We start from the raw sequence: 20,341 nt of genomic DNA on the forward strand, positions 1-20,341 counted from the left end.
AGAACAATGGCAAATTCATCTAAAATTGAAGCAGTAGCGGAACTTAAAGGTCGTCTTGAAAAAAGACCCAATTTCATTTTAGCATCTTACAGCGGTTTAACTGTTGAAGATATGTCTAACCTTCGTGCGAAACTTCGCAAAGAAGGATCGGAAATGAAGGTTATCAAAAATAACCTTTTTCTCCGTGCATTAAAAGAGTCTTCTGAACATAAAAACAACTCCATCGATTTTGGAGATGTTTACAAAGGACCACTTGCAGCTATTTTCTCTCTGGATGCACTTCCAGCAGTAGCGAAAGTTTGTAAGGACTTTGCAAAAGATAAGAAGGAACTCGAAATTCGAACCGGCTATATGGACGGGGAAGTTTTGGGTAAGTCTGGAGTAGAGGCGATTGCTGGACTTCCGTCCAAACAAGAACTTCTTGCGCAAGTGGCTCGCGGGATCAATGCTCCTGCAACGCAAATTGCTTCTGGAATCAATCAAATCATGGCATCATTGGCACGCGCCATCAATGCTGTAGCCGAGAAAAACGGCAATTAGTAATCATAGTGATTAGTAGGATAAGGAGAATATAGGATGTCTGTTGACGCGCTATTAGAACAAATTGGAAGTCTTACACTAGTTCAGGCAGCTGATCTAGTGAAAAAGATGGAGGACAAATTCGGGATTTCTGCTGCTGCACCAGTTGCGGTAGCGGCTGTTGCGGGTGCAGGTGGTCCAGCTGCTGCTGAAGAGCCTGCAACTTTCAATGTAATCTTGAAAGCACACGGTGACAAAAAGATCGACGTTATTAAACTCGTTCGCGAAATCACTGGTCTTGGATTGGCAGATGCGAAAACGCTTGTAGAAGCTGGTGGAAAATCAGTGAAAGAAGGCGTTTCTAAAGACGAAGCTGCTGATATTAAGAAAAAACTCGAAGGTGTTGGGGCTCAAGTAGAAGTTGCTGCTGCCGGTTAATCGGTTGCCAATTTTTAAACCCAGTCTTCAAAAACTTAGAGGCAGGGAGGCCGTAGGCGTCCCCACCTCTATTTTTTCGTTTATCATACCATCTATTATTTTGACGTCTCTAGGGAGAGTATTCCATGCATACCCGAATGCAAATTAGAAACCGGGTAAATTTCGGTAAAATTACCGACCTCAATTTACTTCCTAATCTTATCTACGTACAGAAAAAATCCTTTGATTGGTTTCTCCAGTCGGAAGTGAAAGATCCGACGAAACGTTTGAACCAAGGGTTGGAAGCGGTTTTCCGCGAATCCTTCCCCATCGAATCGCCAAACAACGATATGGTCATGGAATATGGCCATTATATCTTGGGTGAACCAAAACGTGATCCACAAGAGTGCAAAGACACTGATTCTTCTTTTGCTGTTCCACTAAAAGCAGTCATTCGACTGATCATCAAAGATACCGGAGAGATCCGGGAGCAAGTTGTCTACATGGGAGACCTTCCTGTGATGACAGACCACGGAACTTTCATCATCAACGGTGCAGAAAGAGTAGTGGTGAGTCAGCTTCACAGATCCCCTGGTATTTTCTTTTCTTACGACCAAGTGCGAGATACATTTTCTGCACGGGTCATTCCTTACCGAGGTTCTTGGTTGGAATTCGAGATGGACAACAAGGGAATCCTTGTAGCGAAAATCGACCGTAAGAAAAAATTCCCAGCGACCCTTCTTGTCAAAGCAATGGGAATGGGAACGAACGAAGAAGTACTTCGTCTTTTTTACGGATCTTCAAAAATGAAGATTGCAGGTGCCAATCCAAAAGACCTAAAACGTCTGATTGGACGCCGAACCATCGCTGATATCATCAACATGGAAACGGGAGAGGTAATGCTCGATGCCGGTTCCAAAATCAATGAAGATAATATCTCCATCCTTCGTGAAATGAAGGTAAAAGATGTGGATGTCATTGAATTTCCGAAAGGAAAAGACAACCCAGTTCTTATCAACTGTTTGGAAAAAGACGGCGTGAACGACTACGAAGACGCAGTTAAAAAATTCCATACAATCATGAGACCAGGGGAACCATCTACGATTGAAAACGCAGAAGCGGAACTAAAACGCCTCTTTTTCTCTCCTAAAACTTTTGATTTGGGAATCGTAGGTCGTTACAAAATTAACAGTAAGTTTGAATTCAATAACCCGAAAGATTTTGCGAAAGCAGAAGACCGTGTCCTTCGTAAACACGACATTATTGAAACAGTTCGTTACTTAGTCATGCTCATGTCAGAAGCGGAAAACTACTATCCGGATGACATTGACCACTTAGGAAACAGAAGGATTCGTTCCGTTGGTGAGCTCATTGCGAACCAATTAAAACTAGGATTCTCTCGCGTAGAACGAGTGATTAAAGAAAGAATGACAGTTCAGGAGCCAGAACAACAAACTCCTCAGCTTCTCATTTCCATCAAACCAATCACTGCCGTGATCAATGAATTTTTTGGTTCCTCACAACTTTCTCAGTTTATGGACCAAACAAATCCACTCGCAGAACTTACCCACAAACGTAGGTTAAACGCACTTGGTCCTGGAGGACTTTCTCGCGATAGAGCTGGTTTCGAAGTTCGTGACGTTCATTATTCTCACTATGGTCGTATGTGCCCAATTGAAACACCGGAAGGTCCAAACATTGGTCTCATTCTTTCCATGTCTAGTTTTGCACGTGTAAACGATTACGGTTTTATTGAAACTCCTTACCGCCTTGTCAAAAACGGTAAAGTTCAAAAACAAGTAGAGTATCTCACTGCAGACAAAGAAGAATACCACTACATGGCACAGTCAAATTCGACTGTAGATGATAAGGGGGAATTTACTTCCAAACTGATCTCTACTCGCCATAGAGGGGACTTTCCTTTCCGTAGCCCAGCAGAGATCCAATATATGGATTTAGCACCACTCCAAGTGGTTTCTGTTTCTACAGCCCTCATTCCGTTTTTGGAACATGATGATGCGAACCGCGCACTCATGGGTTCCAACATGCAACGCCAAGCCGTTCCACTTCTTACGGAAGAAGCTCCGTTTGTGGGAACTGGTATGGAAGCCCGCGCCGCATATGATGCTGGGGTTTGTATTGTTGCCAAAAAAGACGGAGTGGTATCAAAAGTAGATGCTACTGGTGTTTGGATCAAAGAAGACCAATCCAAAGAGATTGTTCATTACCCACTCATTAAATTCAAAAAAACCAACCAAGGAACTTGTTTTAACCAAAAACCAAACGTGGCTATGTTACACACAACCACTGGTGGAAAGGTAAGTAAAGTTTCCAAGGAACGAGTGGAGCTCACAGCTTCAAACGGAGAAAAAGAAATCCACGAACTTTTCCATTCGGAAGAAGTTCAGTTTGTGGCCGTTGTGAAAGAAGGCCAAGACTTAGGAATTGGAGCTCCGGTTGCCGGACAAATCATCAAAGGGGAAAAATACGGTGACTTTGGTCAGATCCTGCAAAAAGGAACTGTCCTTGCGAACGGTCCTTCCACTGACGCTGGTTACTTGGCGCTTGGTAGAAACGTACTCGTTGCCTTTATGCCTTGGGAAGGTTACAACTTTGAGGATGCGATTCTGATTTCAGAACGAATCATCAAAGACGACGTTTTCTCTTCCATCCACATTGAAGAATTCGAAATCCAAGCTCGGGAAACGAAACTTGGACAAGAACAAATCACTCGCGACATTCCCAATCTTTCGGACAAAGCGTTCCGTGATTTGGATGAGTCCGGTGTGATCCGTGTGGGTGCCGAAGTAAAACCTGGTGACATCCTCGTAGGTATGGTAACTCCAAAAGGAGAAACAGACCTTACTCCAGAATACAAACTTTTACACTCCATCTTTGGAGAGAAGGCAAAAGAAGTAAGGGATTCCTCACTTCGTATGCCAAACGGTTTCGAAGGAACTGTCATCGATATCAAACGTTATTCCCGTGAAACTGGCGACGAACTCGCTGCCGGCGTGGAAGAAATGGTAAAAGTCTATGTGGCTCGTAAACGGAAACTCCTCGTGGGTGATAAGATGGCGGGTCGACATGGAAACAAAGGGGTAGTCGCACGTGTGATGGCACAAGAAGATATGCCATATATGGAAGACGGCTCTCCTGTGGATATCGTTCTAAACCCACTTGGGGTTCCTTCACGGATGAACCTCGGCCAGATTTTTGAAACCCAACTTGGGTTTGCTGCTAAAAAACTAGGGATCAACTTTGAAACTCCCGTGTTCGACGGAGCGACCGAAGGTGATGTTCATGAATTCTGCAAAAAAGCAGGACTACCAGAAAACAGCAAATTTCAGTTATACGACGGAAGAACGGGCGAAAAATTCATCAACCAAGTATTCTGCGGTTATATCTACATGTTAAAACTGGCCCACTTGGTGGATGACAAAATTCACGCAAGACCTACTGGACCTTACTCACTCGTTACGCAACAACCTCTCGGTGGTAAAGCGCAGTTCGGGGGACAAAGGCTTGGGGAAATGGAAGTTTGGGCTCTGGAAGCATATGGTGCCTCACACACCTTACAAGAGTTACTTACCATTAAGTCAGATGACATGTTAGGACGTGCAAGAATTTACGAAGCGATAGTAAAAGGAATCCACTCGATCAAACCGGGAATTCCTGAATCATTCAACGTTCTTGTACAAGAACTCCGAGGACTTGCTCTTGATATCATTATCAAAGACTCCGAAGGATTGGAAGTGGATATCTCTGATTACGAAGATGAATTCTCGAAAAACAAAAAGAAAATCAAGTTCGAGACCATTGAAAACGTTTAGGGAAGGGAAAAAGTATGAGAAATTACAATAGTTTTGAATCGATTACGATCCGTTTGGCATCACCCGAACGGATCAAAGAGTGGTCGTTTGGGGAAGTCAAAAAACCTGAGACGATCAACTACCGTACCCTAAAGCCGGAACGAGATGGTCTTTTCTGCGAAAAAATCTTCGGAACCACTAAGGATTGGGAATGTTACTGTGGTAAATTCAAATCCATCCGTTACAAAGGGGTGGTTTGCGACAAATGCGGGGTGGAAGTAACTCACTCCAAAGTTCGTCGTGAGAGAATGGGACACATTGAACTTGCGGCCCCTGTATCGCATATTTGGTATTATCGTTCGGTTCCTTCTCGAATGGGACTCCTACTTGATATGACGATCAACCAACTCAAAAGTGTTCTTTACTTTGAGAAGTATGTAATCATTGATCCTGCTGATTCTGGAAGGAATCGTGGGGAGCTGATTGATGAAGATGAATACCATAATTATTTAGATGAATACGGTGATAAATTTATCGCAGGAATCGGTGGGGACGCCATCAAAGAACTTCTCGCACGCATTGATGTGGATGCAGAAGCTCGGGTGATCCGCCAAAAAATCCAAGATAAAAACAAAATCTCCGACAAACGTATTTTCAAACGCCTAGAAGTATTGGAAGCGTTCCGGGATTCCGGAAATCGTCCAGAATGGATGGTGCTTGATGTAGTTCCTGTGATCCCACCAGAACTTCGTCCGATGGTGCAATTAGAAGGAGGACGTTTTGCGACTTCCGACCTAAACGATTTGTATCGTCGAGTGATCAATCGTAACAACCGACTGAAACGCCTTCTAGCATTAAAAGCTCCCGAGATTATCGTACGGAACGAAAAACGTATGTTACAAGAAGCTGTGGATGCACTTTTCGATAACAGCCGTCGCAAACGAACTGTGAAAGGAAAAGGAAACCGACCACTCAAATCAATTTCCGATATGCTCAAAGGAAAACAAGGTCGGTTCCGTCAAAATCTACTTGGAAAACGGGTGGATTACTCGGGTCGTTCCGTAATCGTTGTTGGTCCTGAACTTAAATACCACCAAATGGGTCTTCCTAAAAAAATGGCTTTGGAACTATTCAAACCATTCATTATGAAACGCCTTGTGGATTTGGAACTTGCACCAAACATCAAATCTGCGAAGAAAAAAATCGAAGCAGAAGACAAAGAAGTTTTTGATGTATTGGAAACTGTAGTCAAAGAACACCCAGTACTTCTCAACCGTGCGCCGACTCTTCATAGACTAGGAATCCAAGCATTTTTACCAGTCCTTGTAGAAGGAAAAGCAATCAAACTCCATCCTCTCGTATGTCACGCGTTTAACGCCGACTTTGACGGGGACCAAATGGCCATCCACGTTCCGCTTGCTCCTAAAGCACAGCTCGAAACTTGGATGCTTATGTTATCACCACATAACATTTTGAATCCTGCCAATGGACAACCGATCTGCGGACCAACACAAGACATCGTTCTTGGAATTTACTACCTTACTTCCGAAGTGAAAGACGGAAAAGGGGAAGGGAAATTCTTTACAGGTCTTGAAGAGGTAATGTATGCGATTGAAACAAAAACTGTGGAAATTCGCTCCAAAATCTCTGTTCTCCATGAAGGAAAAATCATCGAAACCACTCCTGGAAGACTTATATTTAACCAGGTAATGCCAAAAGGGTATGTTTATATCAACAGAACCCTCGGTGATAAAGAAACGAACAAAATCATTGCAGACGTATACGAGAAGTTTGGACCAGGGATCACTGTTGTGATGCTTGATGAAATCAAACGTCTTGGATACCGATACGCAACAGTCTTTGCTCCTACAATTTCCATTGATGACATCCGAGTTTCTCCACAAAAAGAGGGACTTGTCAACGATGCCAACAAAGAAGTAGAAAAAGCGGATATGGAGTATCGTAAAGGTATCATCACAAACGAAGAACGTCGTAAAAAAGTAATCGAGATTTGGACCAAAACCAATGACAAGATTACTGATGGGATGTTTAAGGAATTGGAAAAAGACCAAGGTGGGTTTAACCCAGTATTCGTGATGGCAGCATCTGGTGCTCGTGGTTCCAAACAACAAATTCGTCAGCTCGCAGGGATGCGGGGTCTTATGGCGAAACCGTCTGGGGAAATCATCGAACTTGCGATTCGTTCCAACTTCCGTGAAGGTCTCGGAGTATTAGAATTTTTTATCTCCACTCACGGTGCGAGAAAGGGTCTCGCGGATACAGCGTTAAAAACTGCCGATGCGGGTTACCTCACTCGTCGCCTTGTAGATATTTCTCAAGACGTTATCGTTTCTGAAGATGATTGTGGAACTAAAGCAAACATTACTCTCGGAATTGTAAAAGAAGGGGAAAATGTAATTGTTTCCTTGGGAGACCGCGTCTTCGGCCGTTATACGGCAGAAGACTTAGTGGATCCAGTTTCCGAAAAAGTGGTTTTCCCGAAAGACACACTCATTACAAGAGCGATTGGCCAACAAATAGAAAACCTTGGTTACGATAAAATCAAAGTAAGATCACCACTCACTTGTAGATCACGTCACGGAATTTGTACTAAGTGTTACGGTATGGACATGGCACGACTCGTTCCTGCCGAAATTGGGGAAGCAGTGGGGACCATTGCAGCACAATCCATTGGCCAACCGGGAACTCAGCTTACCATGAGAACATTCCACGTGGGTGGTGCAGCTTCTGCTACCATTCAGGAAAAAGAACATAAAGTTCCTTATCGTTCTCTCGTGAAGTCAATTAACGGACGTTTGGTGACTAATGCGAATGGAGCAAAGGTTTTTGCTCGTCGCGGAACCATCATTGTGAACCGACTTATCCAAGAGTTCAATACAGATACACTTTCCAGTGTTCGTATTGTGGATGGACAACGTTTGGAAAAAGGGGAAGTATTCGCAACGCAAGTGGGTGAATCCACAGAACAACGAATCACTTCTGACCAAGCGGGAACCGTTTCACTTGTGGGAACTACACTTCGTATTCTCGGGGATGACTTTGTCCTTCCTGTGAAAATTGGAACCATCCTTCGCACTGAAGAAGGCCAAATCGTAGAAGAAAACAAGGCACTTGCTGAGTTTGACCCATACAACGAAGTTGCAGTTTCTGAAACTGCAGGAACTATTGTCTGGGAAGATTTGGAGATTGGTAAAAACGTTCGTCGTGATGTGGACCCAAAAACATCGAATATCATTTTAAAAGTTGTAGAACAGAAAAAAGACCGTTTGGTTCCGAAAGTAGTCGTGGGATCTGATGGATACTCTGTTCCGGTTGATGCACTCCTCCAATTCCAAAATGGAGATAAAGTGCGAGAAGGGGATGTGATCTTCAAGATTCCATCTGTTGCAGAAAAAACACGAGATATCACCGGTGGTCTTCCACGGGTAGATGAACTTTTCGAAGCTCGTCGTCCAAAAGACGCCTGCACACTTGCGGAAATTGACGGAAAGATCGAAGACAAAGGGGAAATCGTAAAAGAAAAACGAATTCTCTATATCATTCCAGAAACCGCAGAACTCGAAAAAGTAAAAGTAGCGATTCCGATTGGAAAACAAATTCGTGTCCGCCAAGGGGACTTTGTGAAACGAGGAGACCAATTGGATGAAGGAAACTTTGATCCACATGATATCTTAACGATCAAAGGACCAAATGCACTTCACGAATACTTAGTATCCGAAGTTCAGGAAGTTTACCGTCTGCAAGGGGTTCATATCAACGATAAACACATCGAAGTTGTGGTTCGCCAAATGCTTCGTAAGGTGATCATCACTGATAGTGGAGACACTTCTTTTGTAAACCAACAGCAAGTGGATAAATTCCTTTTTGATGAGGAAAATGACAGAGTGGAAAAAGAAGGGGGATCTCCTGCACAAGGAACTCCAGTCCTTCTTGGACTTACCAAAGCATCCCTCAATACTGAGTCATATTTCTCTGCAGCATCTTTCCAAGAAACCACAAAGGTTCTAACCGATGCGGCGATTAAAGGAAAAACAGACAACTTAGTCGGTCTTAAGGAAAACGTAATCATCGGTCACATGATTCCTGCGGGAACAGGTATGAAAAAATACCGTGACATCGAAGTTTTTAAGGAAATGCCTGGAGACTTAGATTGGGACTTGGAAACGGAAGAAGAGGAAGAAGAAGTTTCGGAACTTTCTGAAGCAGCGCCTGTTTCTGCCGCTACCTTGACTAGACTCGTTGCCGAAGAGGACGAGGACGAAGATGAGTTGGAAGAAGAAGCTGAGGAAGCCGAAGAAGACGACGAGGATTAAATCCTAACCTTTTGTCTCTAGAGACTTTTCGAGAGTTTCTAGGGACAAAATCATGTTTTCGTTTACAAAATGTCCCTATCTGGAATTTTGGACGAAAACGTCATTATTTTTTTAAAGACAGAGAAGTAGAAGAAGGAATCGAATGCCTACAATTAACCAGCTCATCCGAATCGGAAGAGAAGACCAAAAGAAAAGAACTAAATCTCCTGCCCTAAAGGCATGCCCACAAAGACGTGGGGTTTGCACACGGGTAATGACTTTTACTCCTAAAAAACCGAACTCAGCTCTTCGTAAAGTAGCAAGGGTTCGCCTTACCACAGGAATTGAAGTCACTGCTTACATTCCAGGGGAAGGACACAACCTCCAAGAACACAACGTGGTTCTCATCCGTGGGGGAAGGGTAAAAGATTTACCAGGGGTTCGTTATCATATCATTCGTGGAACACTGGATACACTCGGTGTAGACAAACGTCGTAAGGGACGTTCTAAATACGGCGCTAAGCGTCCTAAAGCGTAATCGGAGTTAAGGTATATGTCAAGAAGAAGAGGAAAAGTTGAACCACGCCACATTGAAGGCGATCCTAAATATAATGACAAAGTGATTTCTAAGTTTATCAACTGCCTAATGGTAGATGGTAAAAAGAGTGTCGCAGAAGCAGTGTTCTACGATGCTTTAGAAGTGATTGCTAAAAAAACTGGCCAAGACCCGTTTACAGTTTTCCAAGAAGCTTTGGAAAATGCAAAACCACAAGTGGAAGTAAAATCCCGCCGTGTAGGTGGTGTAACTTACCAAGTACCTATTGAAGTTCGTCCAGAAAGACGACTTGCCCTAGGAATTCGTTGGCTTATCCGTTATAGCCGTGATAGAAACGAAAAATCAATGAAGAATAAATTGGCTGCAGAGTTTATGGAAGCTCAAAAAGGAACTGGATCTGCAATCAAGAAGAAAGAAGATATCAGAAAGATGGCAGACGCCAACAAAGCTTTCTCGCATTACCGCTGGTAAGCTCATTCATTCGATTCCAATCATTGACAAGCCAGGTGGTTCACCTGGCTTTTTTATTTTTTCATTATAAAACCATATGAAATTTCGAACCGTTGGAATATTTGCTCATATAGATTCCGGGAAAACAACCCTCACCGAACGAATTTTGTTCGAGGCAGGGAAGATTTCTGCAGTGGGATCCATAGAAGACGGAAATACGGAATCCGATAGTTTACAAGAGGAGATCGAAAGAGGAATCTCGATTCGCACTACCTTCCATTCCATCCCTTGGAAAACAACTTTCGGCGAATATCAAATCCAAATTGTAGACACTCCTGGCCATATCGATTTTCGGAACCAAGTGACAGACCTTTTGCCTGCGATGGAAACTGCCATTGTTGTTTTAGAAGCAGGCTCTGTAGTCCAGTCCCAAGCTCGACTTGTGATGGAAGAGCTCCTTTTGGCAAAGGTTCCTATGGTTTTCTTTATCAACAAACTGGACCGGTTTGGGGAAGAGTATTTGGATACACTAGTGTCGCTAGAGGAAATTCTTGGCGAGGCACCTGTCACTCTCTTTCAAAGGGATCCGGAAGGGAAAATGGAATACTACCTAAAAGCTCCTACCCGATTTCCCAAAGCGGTAAAAGAGGAATTGATCTCCTGGAATGATGATCTCATGATTTCTTCCTGGAATGACACTTCAGGCCAAACTGACTTTACTATGATCGGCCTTCATACAGGACCCAAGGAAGGTAAACTTTATCCTGTCTACGGAGGTTCTGCCAAAACAGGGGAAGGGGTCAGGGAACTTTTGGATTTAGTTCTTTGGACAGAACCAAAGGAACCTTTGTTAGAAGAGGGCATCCCCGTCTTAGTTCTCTCTAGGCGGACAAACGAAGAGTTTGGTAGATATTCTGTAGTCTATCCAACTTCCGAAATCACAACGAAAGCTCTAGATGGATTTGCTAAAAAAACTATCCTACCTGTGTTTTATGAGGAAGGTGGATTTTCCTTTGTTGATCCAGAAACCTTGGATCCCATTTCGACATTGCAGCCCGGAAAACTTGTTCTACTGAAAGAAAATTCGGGTCTTATTTCCCATCCGGGAAAACGCCTACAATTCCGAACCAATGGGGAAGGTCCCAAAGACACGAATCCCTCGGATCGAATCCCCAGCCCATTTTCCGTTGTCATCGAACCAGAACATTCGGATGAAAAAGAGTTTTGGTTATGTCGCTTAGAAGAGTTAACTTGGGAAGATCCAGGTTACCAGCTGCAAAATAAAGAAGATACCGGACAATTGGTACTCTTTGGGCGCGGGGAACTGCATTTGGAGATTGGAATCCGCAGAATTCGGGAAAGAACGGAAAAAAAACTCAATTTCAGTTCGATAAACATTGCCAAAATAGAGCTTCTAAAAAAAATGTCTCATAAGGTTGCCCTAGAGCATCGTGCCTTTGAAGACCAAAAGTCAAGCGGCGCGCTCATCGCAGTCCTGGAAGATACTGCCGACTTTTCGAAGCAAATTGCCTTCGAGGTAAGTCTTCCGGAAGAAGTAAAAAATTCGATAGAAACATCCTTTCTGGAAGCCTGCTTACACGGGTTTTACGGTGAGGAAGTTGCCGGTCTCAGGTTTCGCATTCTCTCTTATGAGATGCCAAAGGGGGATTTGCAAACCACTTTAACGTTACTGAAAGTTGCGATACTTGCGGGCGTAAAGGAATTGTTTCCATCAAACACATACTTGGTCGGACCCCTCACGGAAGTGGATGTGATGGTGGACGCGGACCACTTAGGTGTAGTTCTTTCTGATCTAAGTCGCAGAAATGCCAAGGTGGAATCCATCTGGGAAGCTGTGGCAGGGAAGAGTCACTTAAAAGCCAATGCACCGGCCCAAAACCTGCTTGGCTTTTCAGGGGCTCTTAGAAACATGACCAAAGGGATTGGCATTTCTTGGGAAAGGACTGCTTTTACCTCTGAATTTTATGCAGTTTTAAAGGAGTAAAGAACCGAGGATCGGGTCTTGCACCACGATTGAGGAGTAGATTCTAACAATGGCTAAAGAAAAATTTGACCGTTCAAAACCACACTTAAACATCGGAACAATTGGTCACGTTGACCACGGTAAAACAACCCTAACAGCAGCGATCACAACAACGCTTGCGAAGTTAGTGGGTGGAAAAAACAAAGCGATTGCTTACGACCAAATCGACAACGCGCCCGAAGAAAAGGCTCGTGGGATTACTATTGCAACGTCTCACCAGGAATATGAAACTCCTAACCGTCACTACGCACACGTAGATTGCCCGGGACACGCGGACTATGTAAAAAACATGATTACTGGTGCTGCTCAGATGGACGCTGCGATTCTCGTAGTATCTGCAACTGACGGTGCTATGCCACAAACTAAAGAACACATCCTTCTTGCTCGTCAAGTAGGGGTTCCTTACATCGTGGTTTACCTAAACAAAGCGGACATGCTTGCTGCAGATGAAAGAGACGATATGGTGGAGATGGTTAAAGAGGAAATCAAAGACCTTCTTAACAAATACAACTTCCCTGGTGATAAAACACCTTTCATCTCTGGTTCTGCATTAAAAGCACTGGAAGGTGAAGATTCTGATCTTGGTATGAAATCCATTTTGAAACTAATGGAAGCAGTTGATACTTACGTTCCAAACCCTACACGTATTGTTGATAAACCTTTCCTTATGCCAGTTGAGGACGTATTCTCAATCACTGGTCGTGGAACTGTTGCAACTGGTCGTGTGGAGCAAGGTGTTCTTAAGATCAACGACGAGATCGAAATCGTTGGTATTCGTGATACTTCAAAATCAGTGGTTACTGGTATTGAAATGTTCCGTAAACTACTCGATCAAGCAGAAGCTGGTGACAACATTGGTGCACTCCTTCGCGGAACGAAAAAAGAAGACATCGAAAGAGGTCAAGTTCTTGCGAAACCGGGTACTATCACACCACACAGAAAATTTAAAGCGGAAGTTTACGTTCTTACAAAAGACGAAGGTGGACGTCATACTCCATTCTTTAACAACTACCGTCCTCAATTCTACTTCAGAACTACTGACATTACTGGTGTTTGTAACCTTCCTGGTGGAATGGAGATGGTTATGCCGGGAGATAACGTTACGATGTCTATCGAACTTATCCACCCAATCGCTATGGACCAAGGTTTGAAGTTCGCTATCCGTGAGGGTGGAAGAACGATTGGTTCTGGTGTTGTTGCGGAGATCGTTGAGTAATCGCAATGGCTGGACAAAGAATTCGCGTTAAGTTAAAAGCTTTCGATCATCGGTTGATTGACCAATCAACCTTTGAAATCGTTGCGACTGCGAAGAGGACCGGAGCTACTGTCTCCGGTCCAATCCCGCTTCCAACGAAAAAAGAAATCTACACGGTATTACGTTCTCCGCACGTGAATAAAAAAGCTAGAGAACAATTTGAAATGAGAACTCACAAGAGACTCATCGATATTTTAAATACGAATGAAGATACGGTAGAAGCCCTGATGAAGCTTCAACTCCCTGCTGGAGTTTCCGTAGATATTAAATCCTAAGGATAGGATCCATGGCTAAAGGTTTAATCGGCGAAAAATTGGGCATGGCCCACATATTCAATAACGAAGGTAAAATGGTTACTGTAACTGTTTTACGCGTGGGTCCTTGTTTTGTGTCCCAGGTAAAAACATCTGCTAATGACGGTTATGAAGCCGTTCAACTAGCATTTGGTGATGCCAAGGAAAAACACATGACGAAGGCCGAAGTTGGACACATAAAAAAAGCAAATATTGCAGCTCCGAAAAAAACTCTGATTGAATTCAAAGGTTTTGAAGATGTAGCAGTTGGCGCAGAAGTAAAACTGGCTGATGTATTTGCTTTGAACGACACGGTGAAGGTAACCGGAACTTCTAAGGGAAAGGGAACTCAAGGTGTTGTAAAACGCCATGGATTTGCTGGTGGTCCTGCTGGACACGGTTCCAGATTCCAAAGACACCCAGGTTCCATTGGTTCCAACACAACTCCTGGACGAGTGTTCAAGGGTTTGAAAATGGGCGGAAGAATGGGTTCTGAACAGAGCACTGTTCGAAACCTGAAAGTAGTTAAAATTGATGCAGACGCCAACTTGGTATTTGTATCCGGTCCGGTTCCAGGAAGAGAACGCGGAATCGTTACGATAGAAAAAATCGGATAAATAGATAGGTAGAACATGAAAGCGCGTAAATACAATAAAGAAGGCGTATTCGTAAGCGAAGTGGAACTTCCGGCAGAATTATTTGCTACCGGCATTTCGCTTGGAGCCATCTATGATGCGGTAAAAGCTGAAAATGCGAACAATCGACAAGGAACACATTCTACTAAGGATCGTTCTGAAGTTCGCGGTGGGGGAATCAAACCTTGGGCTCAAAAAGGAACTGGTCGTGCAAGACAAGGATCCATTAGAGCTCCTCATTTCGTTGGTGGTGGTATCATTCATGGACCAAAACCAAGAGATTATTCCTCTAACTTGTCACGCAGCGTAAAGAAAAAGGCTGTTCTCTCCATCCTTAACAAAAAGGCAGAAGAAAACAGAATCGCGATCATAGAAGACGTAGAACCTTCTTCTTACTCTACAAAATCCATCTACAACATTTTGAAGAACATGGAAATTGCAGAGAAGGGTAACGTGGGTTTTGTGGTAGCTGGTGAAAACCAATTCCTCAAAAAATCCACTCGCAATATAGAGAACCTCAAATATGTGAACAGCAAACGAGTCGTTTGCCGAGACATCCTCTATAATAACAATTTAGTAATCTCTGAAAGCGCTTTAAAAGAGCTTCAGGCACAGTATTCTAAGAAAGGATAAGACAGTGAACCTAGAGAATGTAATCTTATCACCGGTTGTTACAGAAAAGTCGCAAGACCTTCAAACAATTGGAGAACGTATGGGAAAAAGAACTGTCAAGTATACGTTCAAAGTCCACCCGGATGCGAACAAAACTTTGATCAAACAGGCTCTGAAACAAATGTATAACGTTGTTCCAACTGCTGTAAACGTTGCCGTTTACCGTGGGAAAATGAAACGTTTTAGAAACATGCCGTCCCCAAGACCTCACTACAAAAAAGCCGTAGTGACGTTTGCTGACGGAGCAAATTTGGATTTTGCTAAGGTTTAATTATGGGAATTAGAAAACTTAAACCCACTACGCAATCTAGCCGCTTCTACTCGGTTCTAGATTTCAAAGAAATCACAGAAGTGGTTCCTTACAAACCGCTTACAGCTAACTTTTCTTATAAAGCTGGACGCGACAACAAGGGGCGAATTGCTGTTAGACGCAAAGGTGGACGTAACAAAAGAAAGTTCCGTATCATCGATTTCAAACGTAATAAATTTGGAATCCCTGCAACTGTAAAAACAATCGAGTATGATCCAAACCGTTCTGCGTTTATTGCACTTATTTGTTACGCTGATGGGGAATACCGATACATTTTAGCACCAAACGGACTGAAAGTTGGGGACAAAATTGAATCAGGACCCAATGCAGAGATCAAACTTGGAAATACACTTCCTTTAGATAAAATCCCTGCAGGAACAAACGTTCACAACATTGAACTACATATCGGAAAAGGCGGTCAAATCGCACGCACAGCAGGATCTTTTGCTGTGATCTCCGCTAAAGATGGTGACTATGTATCTCTTAAACTTCCTTCTTCGGAAATCCGTAAGGTTCGTAAAGAGTGCTTAGCAACGATCGGAGAACTTTCCAACAAGGACCATAATTTGGTCATTATCGGAAAGGCGGGTCGTAACCGTTGGTTAGGAAAAAGACCGAAAGTAAGAGGGGTCGTTATGAACCCTGTGGACCACCCACTCGGTGGTGGTGAAGGTAGAACTTCCGGAGGTCGTCACCCAGTGACTCCTTGGGGTAAACCTACGAAAGGATTTAAAACACGTAAGACGAGACCGTCTGACCGTTTTATTGTCCAAAGACGTAAGAAAAACAGGAATAGGTAGGATCTAGATAATCATGGCTAGAAGCTTAAAAAAAGGTCCGTTTATTGACGACCACCTCATGAAAAAAATCACCAAGTTAAACTCTGAAGGGAAAAAAACTCCCTTCAAGTCTTGGTCCAGAAGAAGTACCATTTATCCGGACATGATCGGTCACACGGTAATGATCCATAACGGCAAAGCGTTTGTTCCTGTATATGTAAACGAAAACATGATCGGTCACAAACTCGGTGAATTTGCTCCCACTAGAACCTTCAAAGGTCACGGTGGAGACAAAAAAGTAGCGAAGAAATAGGTAGAGTGATGGAAGCAAAAGCAGTAGGAAAACACCTCAGAATTTCTGCCAGAAAAGCTCGCCTGGTTGCTGATGAAGTTCGTGGATACGATTACAAGGAAGCGATTGATATTTTGCGTTTTACAAACAAAGCAGCAAGTTCAATGATCATCAACCTTTTGAACTCGGCAGTGGCGAACGCCATCCAAATGAATGAAAGTTTGGATCCAAGTTCACTCTACGTTAAAAAAATCTATGTGGATGACGGCCCTATCATGAAACGTTTCCGCCCAAGAGCGCGAGGACGTGCTTCTAGGATCCGTAAACGTTTGAGCCACATCACTGTTGTAGTATCTGAAATCGAAAAGAAGGTTAGTTAATTTATGGGTCAGAAAGTAAATCCAATCGGACTACGAATCGGAATCACACGTAACTGGGATTCAATTTGGTATTCCAAACAAGATTACATTAAAAATCTTCACGAAGATATCAAGATCCGTAGATTCCTTCAGAAGAAATTTAAAAACGCATCCGTTGTTAAGATCATAATCGAAAGATTTCCTGAGAAAATCAACGTGAACCTCCATACTTCTAAACCAGGTATGGTGATTGGTCAAAAAGGCCAAAACATCGAAGCGGTAAAACAAGAACTTAAGAAGTTTGCTGATAAACCGATTGGGATGAACATTATCGAAGTGAAGAAACCGGAAATCATTGCGCAAGCAATTGCTGAAACGGTAGCTCTTCAAATCGAACAAAGGATGCCATTTCGTCGAGTGATGAAAGCGGAACTTCGTCGTGCGATGCGCGGTGGAGTGGAAGGTGTAAAAATTCAAATCTCCGGACGACTCAACGGGGCAGATATGGCAAGAACAGAAAAGTATATGGAAGGACGAGTTCCTCTTCATACTCTACGTGCCAAAATTGACTTTGGATTTAAAGAAGCCCTCACGACTTTCGGTCAGATCGGTGTGAAGGTATGGACTTATACTGGTGACTACTTCCCAACCAATAAGGAAGAGACCGATGAAGACAAATACGCTGTAAAACGTAGAACGAGTTAAGAAGTACTAAAGAGATACGATAATGTTAGCACCTAAACGAGTAAAATTTAGAAAACGCCAAAGAGGGCGCTTGAAAGGTAAGGACGAAAGAGGTTCTTACGTTGCGTTCGGAGAATATGGTTTAAAAGCTATTTCTTCCGGTCGTATTACAGCGCGTCAAATCGAAGCTGCAAGGATTACTATCAACCGCCAAGTGAAACGAGGTGGGAAATTGTGGATCCGTATCTTCCCTCATCTTCCTATCACTAAAAAACCTGCCGAAACTCGTATGGGTAAAGGTAAAGGTAACCCGGAATTCTGGATTGCAGAGATCCGTCCTGGCCGCGTTCTTTTTGAGATGGCGGGTATTGATGAAGAAACAGCAAGAAAAGCTCTTCATTTAGCAGCCTTCAAACTGCCAGTGGAAACTTCATTTGTAAAGAGGAACGTTCTATGAAAGACGATTTTAAGTCACTTTCTCCAGAAGATTTGAAGAAAGAAATTCTCTCCTCTTCCGAAGAAGTTAGAAAAGCAAGATTCCAGTTTGGTGTTACAAGATCTCTTGAGAACCCTAAACTAATCCGCAATCATAAGAAGAGAATTGCCCAAGCATTGACTGTCCTTCGTGAGAAGGAATTAACAGCAAAAGGCAAACTCAAACAAATCGCACCAAAGGCTGGTTCGGCTCCGAAAGTTGCTAAAACTAGCAAAGGTAAGAAGAAGTAGGTTATGGAAGATAAAAACTCTAAAAAGTCTTTAACCATTCAGGGTGTAGTTGTGAGCGATTCTATGGATAAAACCGTAGTGATCGAAATCATCACAAGAAAAGTGCACCCACGGTTTAAGAAGATTATGACCCGTACTTCCCGCGTGAAGGTTCACGATGAGAAGAACGAGTGTCAAGTTGGTGATCGAGTCATCGCTGTGGAAACAAGACCACTTTCTAAACAGAAACACCATAAACTTGTAAAGGTAATTGAGAAGGCTAAATTAGTATGATCCAACAAGAAACTATTTTACAAGTAGCCGATAACTCGGGTGTGAAAAAAGTCATGTGCGTAAAAGTGCTTGGCGGTTCCAAAAAACGCTACGCAACGCTTGGTGACGAAATCATCGTCGCTGTTAAGGAAGCACAACCTGCATACGGTCTTCGTGACGGGCAAGGGAAGAAAGTGCATAACAAAGCGGTTCAAAGAGCTGTTGTTGTGAGAACGAAAAAAGAAGTTCGTCGTCCAGACGGAACTTACATTCGTTTCGATGACAATGCCGTTGCCATCATTGATGACAAAGGGAATCCAAAAGGAACCAGGATCTTCGGACCTGTTGCCCGTGAACTTCGCGATAAAAAATACATGAAAATTATATCTCTCGCGCCGGAGGTTCTCTAGAATGGCAGCTAAATTAGCATATAGAGGCTCCGAGCCCACTAAATTCAAAAAAACGAAAATCAAAAAGGACGATGAAGTTCTTGTGATTTCCGGAAAAGAGAAAGGGAAAAAAGGGAAAGTTCTCGCTATCGATAAACGCAAAGACCGCGTTTATATCGAAGGTGTGAACAAAAGAAAGAGATTCGTAAGACCAACCCAAGAGAACCCTCAAGGTGGTGCGATCGAAATCGAATTCCCAATCCATATCTCCAATGTGATGTTTCACGACACAAAAGCAGAGAACAAAGCGAAGCCTAAGAAGAAAATTAAGGCTGTACGCTTGGGCTTTGCCAAGAAGGATGGTAAATCCGTACGAGTGACTCGACCTGAAGGGAAAGAAGTATAAGTTATGGTACCTAGGCTTAAATCAAAATACGAGAAGGAAATCCGTCCTACACTCCAAAAGTCACTCGGCTTTCAAAGTGTAATGCGAGTTCCCAAACTGGAAAAAATCGTAATCAACGTTGGTATGGGCGAAGCTCACACCAACCCAAAAGCGATGGAAGCTTGTTTGTTAGAAATCGGCCAAATTACTGGCCAAAGACCGGTAAAAACTTTCGCTAAGAAGTCCATTGCGGGTTTCAAAGTGAGAGAGGGAATGGTGCTTGGTTGCAAAGTTACCCTCCGTGGTCATCATATGTATGAGTTCCTTGACAGATTCATTAACGTGGCTCTTCCACGGGTTCGTGACTTTCGCGGTGTAAACCCCAAAGGTTTCGATGGTCGAGGAAATTACAATCTGTCCGTAAGAGAACAGATCATCTTCCCTGAGATTCATTTTGATAAAATCAATACGATCTACGGGATCAATATCACTTTCGTAACGAACACGGAAGTGGACAAAGAAGCGTTCGAATTATTCCAAGCCTTCGGTATGCCTTACCGTTCGGCAGGTAAGTAGGAGATTATTCATGGCGAAAAAATCAATGATGGAACGCCACGCCAAAGAGCAAAAATTCAAAGTGAGAGAGTACAATCGTTGCCCTCTTTGTGGTCGATCACGCGCTTATTTGCGCCGCTTTGATATGTGTCGTCTTTGCTTCCGGGACCTTGCTAGCAAGGCTCAGATCCCCGGTGTGAAAAAGTCCTCCTGGTAATTAGGTTAAGGTAAGATATGAGTCTTTCAGATCCAATCGCAGATATGCTAACAAGAATCAGAAACGCACAACAAGCTAAACATGAGCTTTGTGTGATTCCTGGTAGCAAAATCAAAAAATCCATCCTAGATCTTCTCAAAGAAGAAGGTTTTGTAGATGATGTTCAAACTGTAAAAAATGGAAGTTTTGATGACTTCCAAGTGAAATTAAAATACGACACGGAAAAGAAACCGGTAATTCGTATGATCGAGAGAGTATCCACTCCAGGTCGTCGAGTTTACATCCAATCCGGAGAAATCAGACCGTTCCGAAATAACATCGGAACACTCATCCTTTCGACTTCGAAAGGGGTGATGACTGGAAAACGTGCTCGAAAACTCAGAGTAGGAGGGGAAGTTCTCTGTAAGGTATTCTAGAGAACGATAAC

The 20,341-nt window shown here is 43.2% G+C and carries 24 protein-coding genes; all 24 read left to right on the top strand.

The window, feature by feature from the left end; translation table 11 throughout:
- Positions 1 to 6: 6 nt before the first annotated feature.
- The 24 genes from rplJ (at position 7) to rpsH (ending at position 20,330) form a co-directional block, all read left to right on the top strand.
- Positions 7 to 540: a 50S ribosomal protein L10 gene (rplJ, locus tag LEP1GSC203_RS09395; RefSeq protein ID WP_002973573.1), complete on the top strand. Its 534-nt coding sequence runs from the start codon at positions 7 to 9 to the stop codon at positions 538 to 540.
- Positions 541 to 576: 36 nt separating this feature from the next.
- A complete protein-coding gene (rplL, locus tag LEP1GSC203_RS09400) occupies positions 577 to 957 on the top strand; it encodes a 50S ribosomal protein L7/L12 (RefSeq protein WP_002974199.1) in 381 nt (126 codons plus the stop codon).
- 125 nt (positions 958 to 1,082) lie between these two features.
- Positions 1,083 to 4,769, top strand: coding sequence for a DNA-directed RNA polymerase subunit beta (gene rpoB / locus LEP1GSC203_RS09405; protein WP_002973774.1), 3,687 nt, complete (start codon positions 1,083 to 1,085; stop codon positions 4,767 to 4,769).
- A gap of 14 nt (positions 4,770 to 4,783) precedes the next feature.
- Positions 4,784 to 9,082 (top strand): DNA-directed RNA polymerase subunit beta', encoded by a 4,299-nt coding sequence (gene rpoC / locus LEP1GSC203_RS09410; RefSeq protein ID WP_002973914.1) that lies wholly within the window; start codon positions 4,784 to 4,786, stop codon positions 9,080 to 9,082.
- Between the two features lie 142 nt (positions 9,083 to 9,224).
- Positions 9,225 to 9,599 carry a 30S ribosomal protein S12 gene (rpsL, locus tag LEP1GSC203_RS09415; protein ID WP_004783543.1) on the top strand — a complete coding sequence of 125 codons (375 nt, stop codon included), beginning with the start codon at positions 9,225 to 9,227 and terminating at the stop codon, positions 9,597 to 9,599.
- Positions 9,600 to 9,614: 15 nt separating this feature from the next.
- A complete protein-coding gene (rpsG, locus tag LEP1GSC203_RS09420) occupies positions 9,615 to 10,088 on the top strand; it encodes a 30S ribosomal protein S7 (protein WP_002973638.1) in 474 nt (157 codons plus the stop codon).
- A 76-nt stretch (positions 10,089 to 10,164) separates the two neighbouring features.
- The gene (locus LEP1GSC203_RS09425) at positions 10,165 to 12,072 is read left to right on the top strand and encodes an elongation factor G-like protein (protein WP_002974281.1); all 1,908 of its coding nucleotides are present in this window, start codon (positions 10,165 to 10,167) and stop codon (positions 12,070 to 12,072) included.
- A gap of 49 nt (positions 12,073 to 12,121) precedes the next feature.
- On the top strand, positions 12,122 to 13,327 hold the full coding sequence (tuf, locus tag LEP1GSC203_RS09430) for an elongation factor Tu (RefSeq protein ID WP_002974170.1): 1,206 nt from the start codon (positions 12,122 to 12,124) through the stop codon (positions 13,325 to 13,327).
- Between the two features lie 5 nt (positions 13,328 to 13,332).
- Positions 13,333 to 13,641 carry a 30S ribosomal protein S10 gene (gene rpsJ, locus LEP1GSC203_RS09435; RefSeq protein ID WP_002974412.1) on the top strand — a complete coding sequence of 103 codons (309 nt, stop codon included), beginning with the start codon at positions 13,333 to 13,335 and terminating at the stop codon, positions 13,639 to 13,641.
- Positions 13,642 to 13,652: 11 nt separating this feature from the next.
- Positions 13,653 to 14,276: a 50S ribosomal protein L3 gene (gene rplC, locus LEP1GSC203_RS09440; protein WP_002974191.1), complete on the top strand. Its 624-nt coding sequence runs from the start codon at positions 13,653 to 13,655 to the stop codon at positions 14,274 to 14,276.
- A 15-nt stretch (positions 14,277 to 14,291) separates the two neighbouring features.
- On the top strand, positions 14,292 to 14,927 hold the full coding sequence (gene rplD, locus LEP1GSC203_RS09445; protein ID WP_002973655.1) for a 50S ribosomal protein L4: 636 nt from the start codon (positions 14,292 to 14,294) through the stop codon (positions 14,925 to 14,927).
- A gap of 4 nt (positions 14,928 to 14,931) precedes the next feature.
- Positions 14,932 to 15,237, top strand: coding sequence for a 50S ribosomal protein L23 (locus tag LEP1GSC203_RS09450; RefSeq protein ID WP_002973792.1), 306 nt, complete (start codon positions 14,932 to 14,934; stop codon positions 15,235 to 15,237).
- A gap of 2 nt (positions 15,238 to 15,239) precedes the next feature.
- The gene (rplB, locus tag LEP1GSC203_RS09455; protein WP_002973908.1) at positions 15,240 to 16,076 is read left to right on the top strand and encodes a 50S ribosomal protein L2; all 837 of its coding nucleotides are present in this window, start codon (positions 15,240 to 15,242) and stop codon (positions 16,074 to 16,076) included.
- A 13-nt stretch (positions 16,077 to 16,089) separates the two neighbouring features.
- The gene (gene rpsS / locus LEP1GSC203_RS09460) at positions 16,090 to 16,368 is read left to right on the top strand and encodes a 30S ribosomal protein S19 (protein ID WP_002974021.1); all 279 of its coding nucleotides are present in this window, start codon (positions 16,090 to 16,092) and stop codon (positions 16,366 to 16,368) included.
- Positions 16,369 to 16,376: 8 nt separating this feature from the next.
- Positions 16,377 to 16,727 (top strand): 50S ribosomal protein L22, encoded by a 351-nt coding sequence (gene rplV, locus LEP1GSC203_RS09465; RefSeq protein ID WP_002974367.1) that lies wholly within the window; start codon positions 16,377 to 16,379, stop codon positions 16,725 to 16,727.
- Between the two features lie 3 nt (positions 16,728 to 16,730).
- The gene (rpsC, locus tag LEP1GSC203_RS09470) at positions 16,731 to 17,411 is read left to right on the top strand and encodes a 30S ribosomal protein S3 (protein WP_002974431.1); all 681 of its coding nucleotides are present in this window, start codon (positions 16,731 to 16,733) and stop codon (positions 17,409 to 17,411) included.
- 22 nt (positions 17,412 to 17,433) lie between these two features.
- Positions 17,434 to 17,847, top strand: coding sequence for a 50S ribosomal protein L16 (gene rplP, locus LEP1GSC203_RS09475; protein ID WP_002974545.1), 414 nt, complete (start codon positions 17,434 to 17,436; stop codon positions 17,845 to 17,847).
- Positions 17,844 to 18,116: a 50S ribosomal protein L29 gene (gene rpmC / locus LEP1GSC203_RS09480; protein ID WP_002973697.1), complete on the top strand. Its 273-nt coding sequence runs from the start codon at positions 17,844 to 17,846 to the stop codon at positions 18,114 to 18,116. The genes rplP and rpmC overlap by 4 nt, the downstream gene beginning before the upstream one ends.
- A 3-nt stretch (positions 18,117 to 18,119) precedes the next feature.
- Entirely contained in the window at positions 18,120 to 18,389 is a 270-nt protein-coding gene (rpsQ, locus tag LEP1GSC203_RS09485) for a 30S ribosomal protein S17 (RefSeq protein WP_002973931.1), read from the top strand.
- Positions 18,386 to 18,778: a 50S ribosomal protein L14 gene (gene rplN, locus LEP1GSC203_RS09490; protein ID WP_002974152.1), complete on the top strand. Its 393-nt coding sequence runs from the start codon at positions 18,386 to 18,388 to the stop codon at positions 18,776 to 18,778. Before rpsQ ends, rplN begins: the two co-directional genes overlap by 4 nt.
- A gap of 1 nt (position 18,779) precedes the next feature.
- On the top strand, positions 18,780 to 19,163 hold the full coding sequence (gene rplX / locus LEP1GSC203_RS09495) for a 50S ribosomal protein L24 (RefSeq protein WP_002974254.1): 384 nt from the start codon (positions 18,780 to 18,782) through the stop codon (positions 19,161 to 19,163).
- A gap of 3 nt (positions 19,164 to 19,166) precedes the next feature.
- Complete coding sequence (gene rplE / locus LEP1GSC203_RS09500) at positions 19,167 to 19,718, top strand: 50S ribosomal protein L5 (RefSeq protein ID WP_002974124.1); 552 nt, start codon at positions 19,167 to 19,169, stop codon at positions 19,716 to 19,718.
- Between the two features lie 10 nt (positions 19,719 to 19,728).
- Positions 19,729 to 19,914, top strand: coding sequence for a type Z 30S ribosomal protein S14 (locus LEP1GSC203_RS19580; RefSeq protein WP_012476296.1), 186 nt, complete (start codon positions 19,729 to 19,731; stop codon positions 19,912 to 19,914).
- Positions 19,915 to 19,931: 17 nt separating this feature from the next.
- Entirely contained in the window at positions 19,932 to 20,330 is a 399-nt protein-coding gene (rpsH, locus tag LEP1GSC203_RS09505) for a 30S ribosomal protein S8 (RefSeq protein WP_002973604.1), read from the top strand.
- Positions 20,331 to 20,341 lie beyond the last annotated feature (11 nt).

The organism is Leptospira terpstrae serovar Hualin str. LT 11-33 = ATCC 700639, assembly GCF_000332495.1.
GTDB lineage: Bacteria > Spirochaetota > Leptospiria > Leptospirales > Leptospiraceae > Leptospira_A > Leptospira_A terpstrae.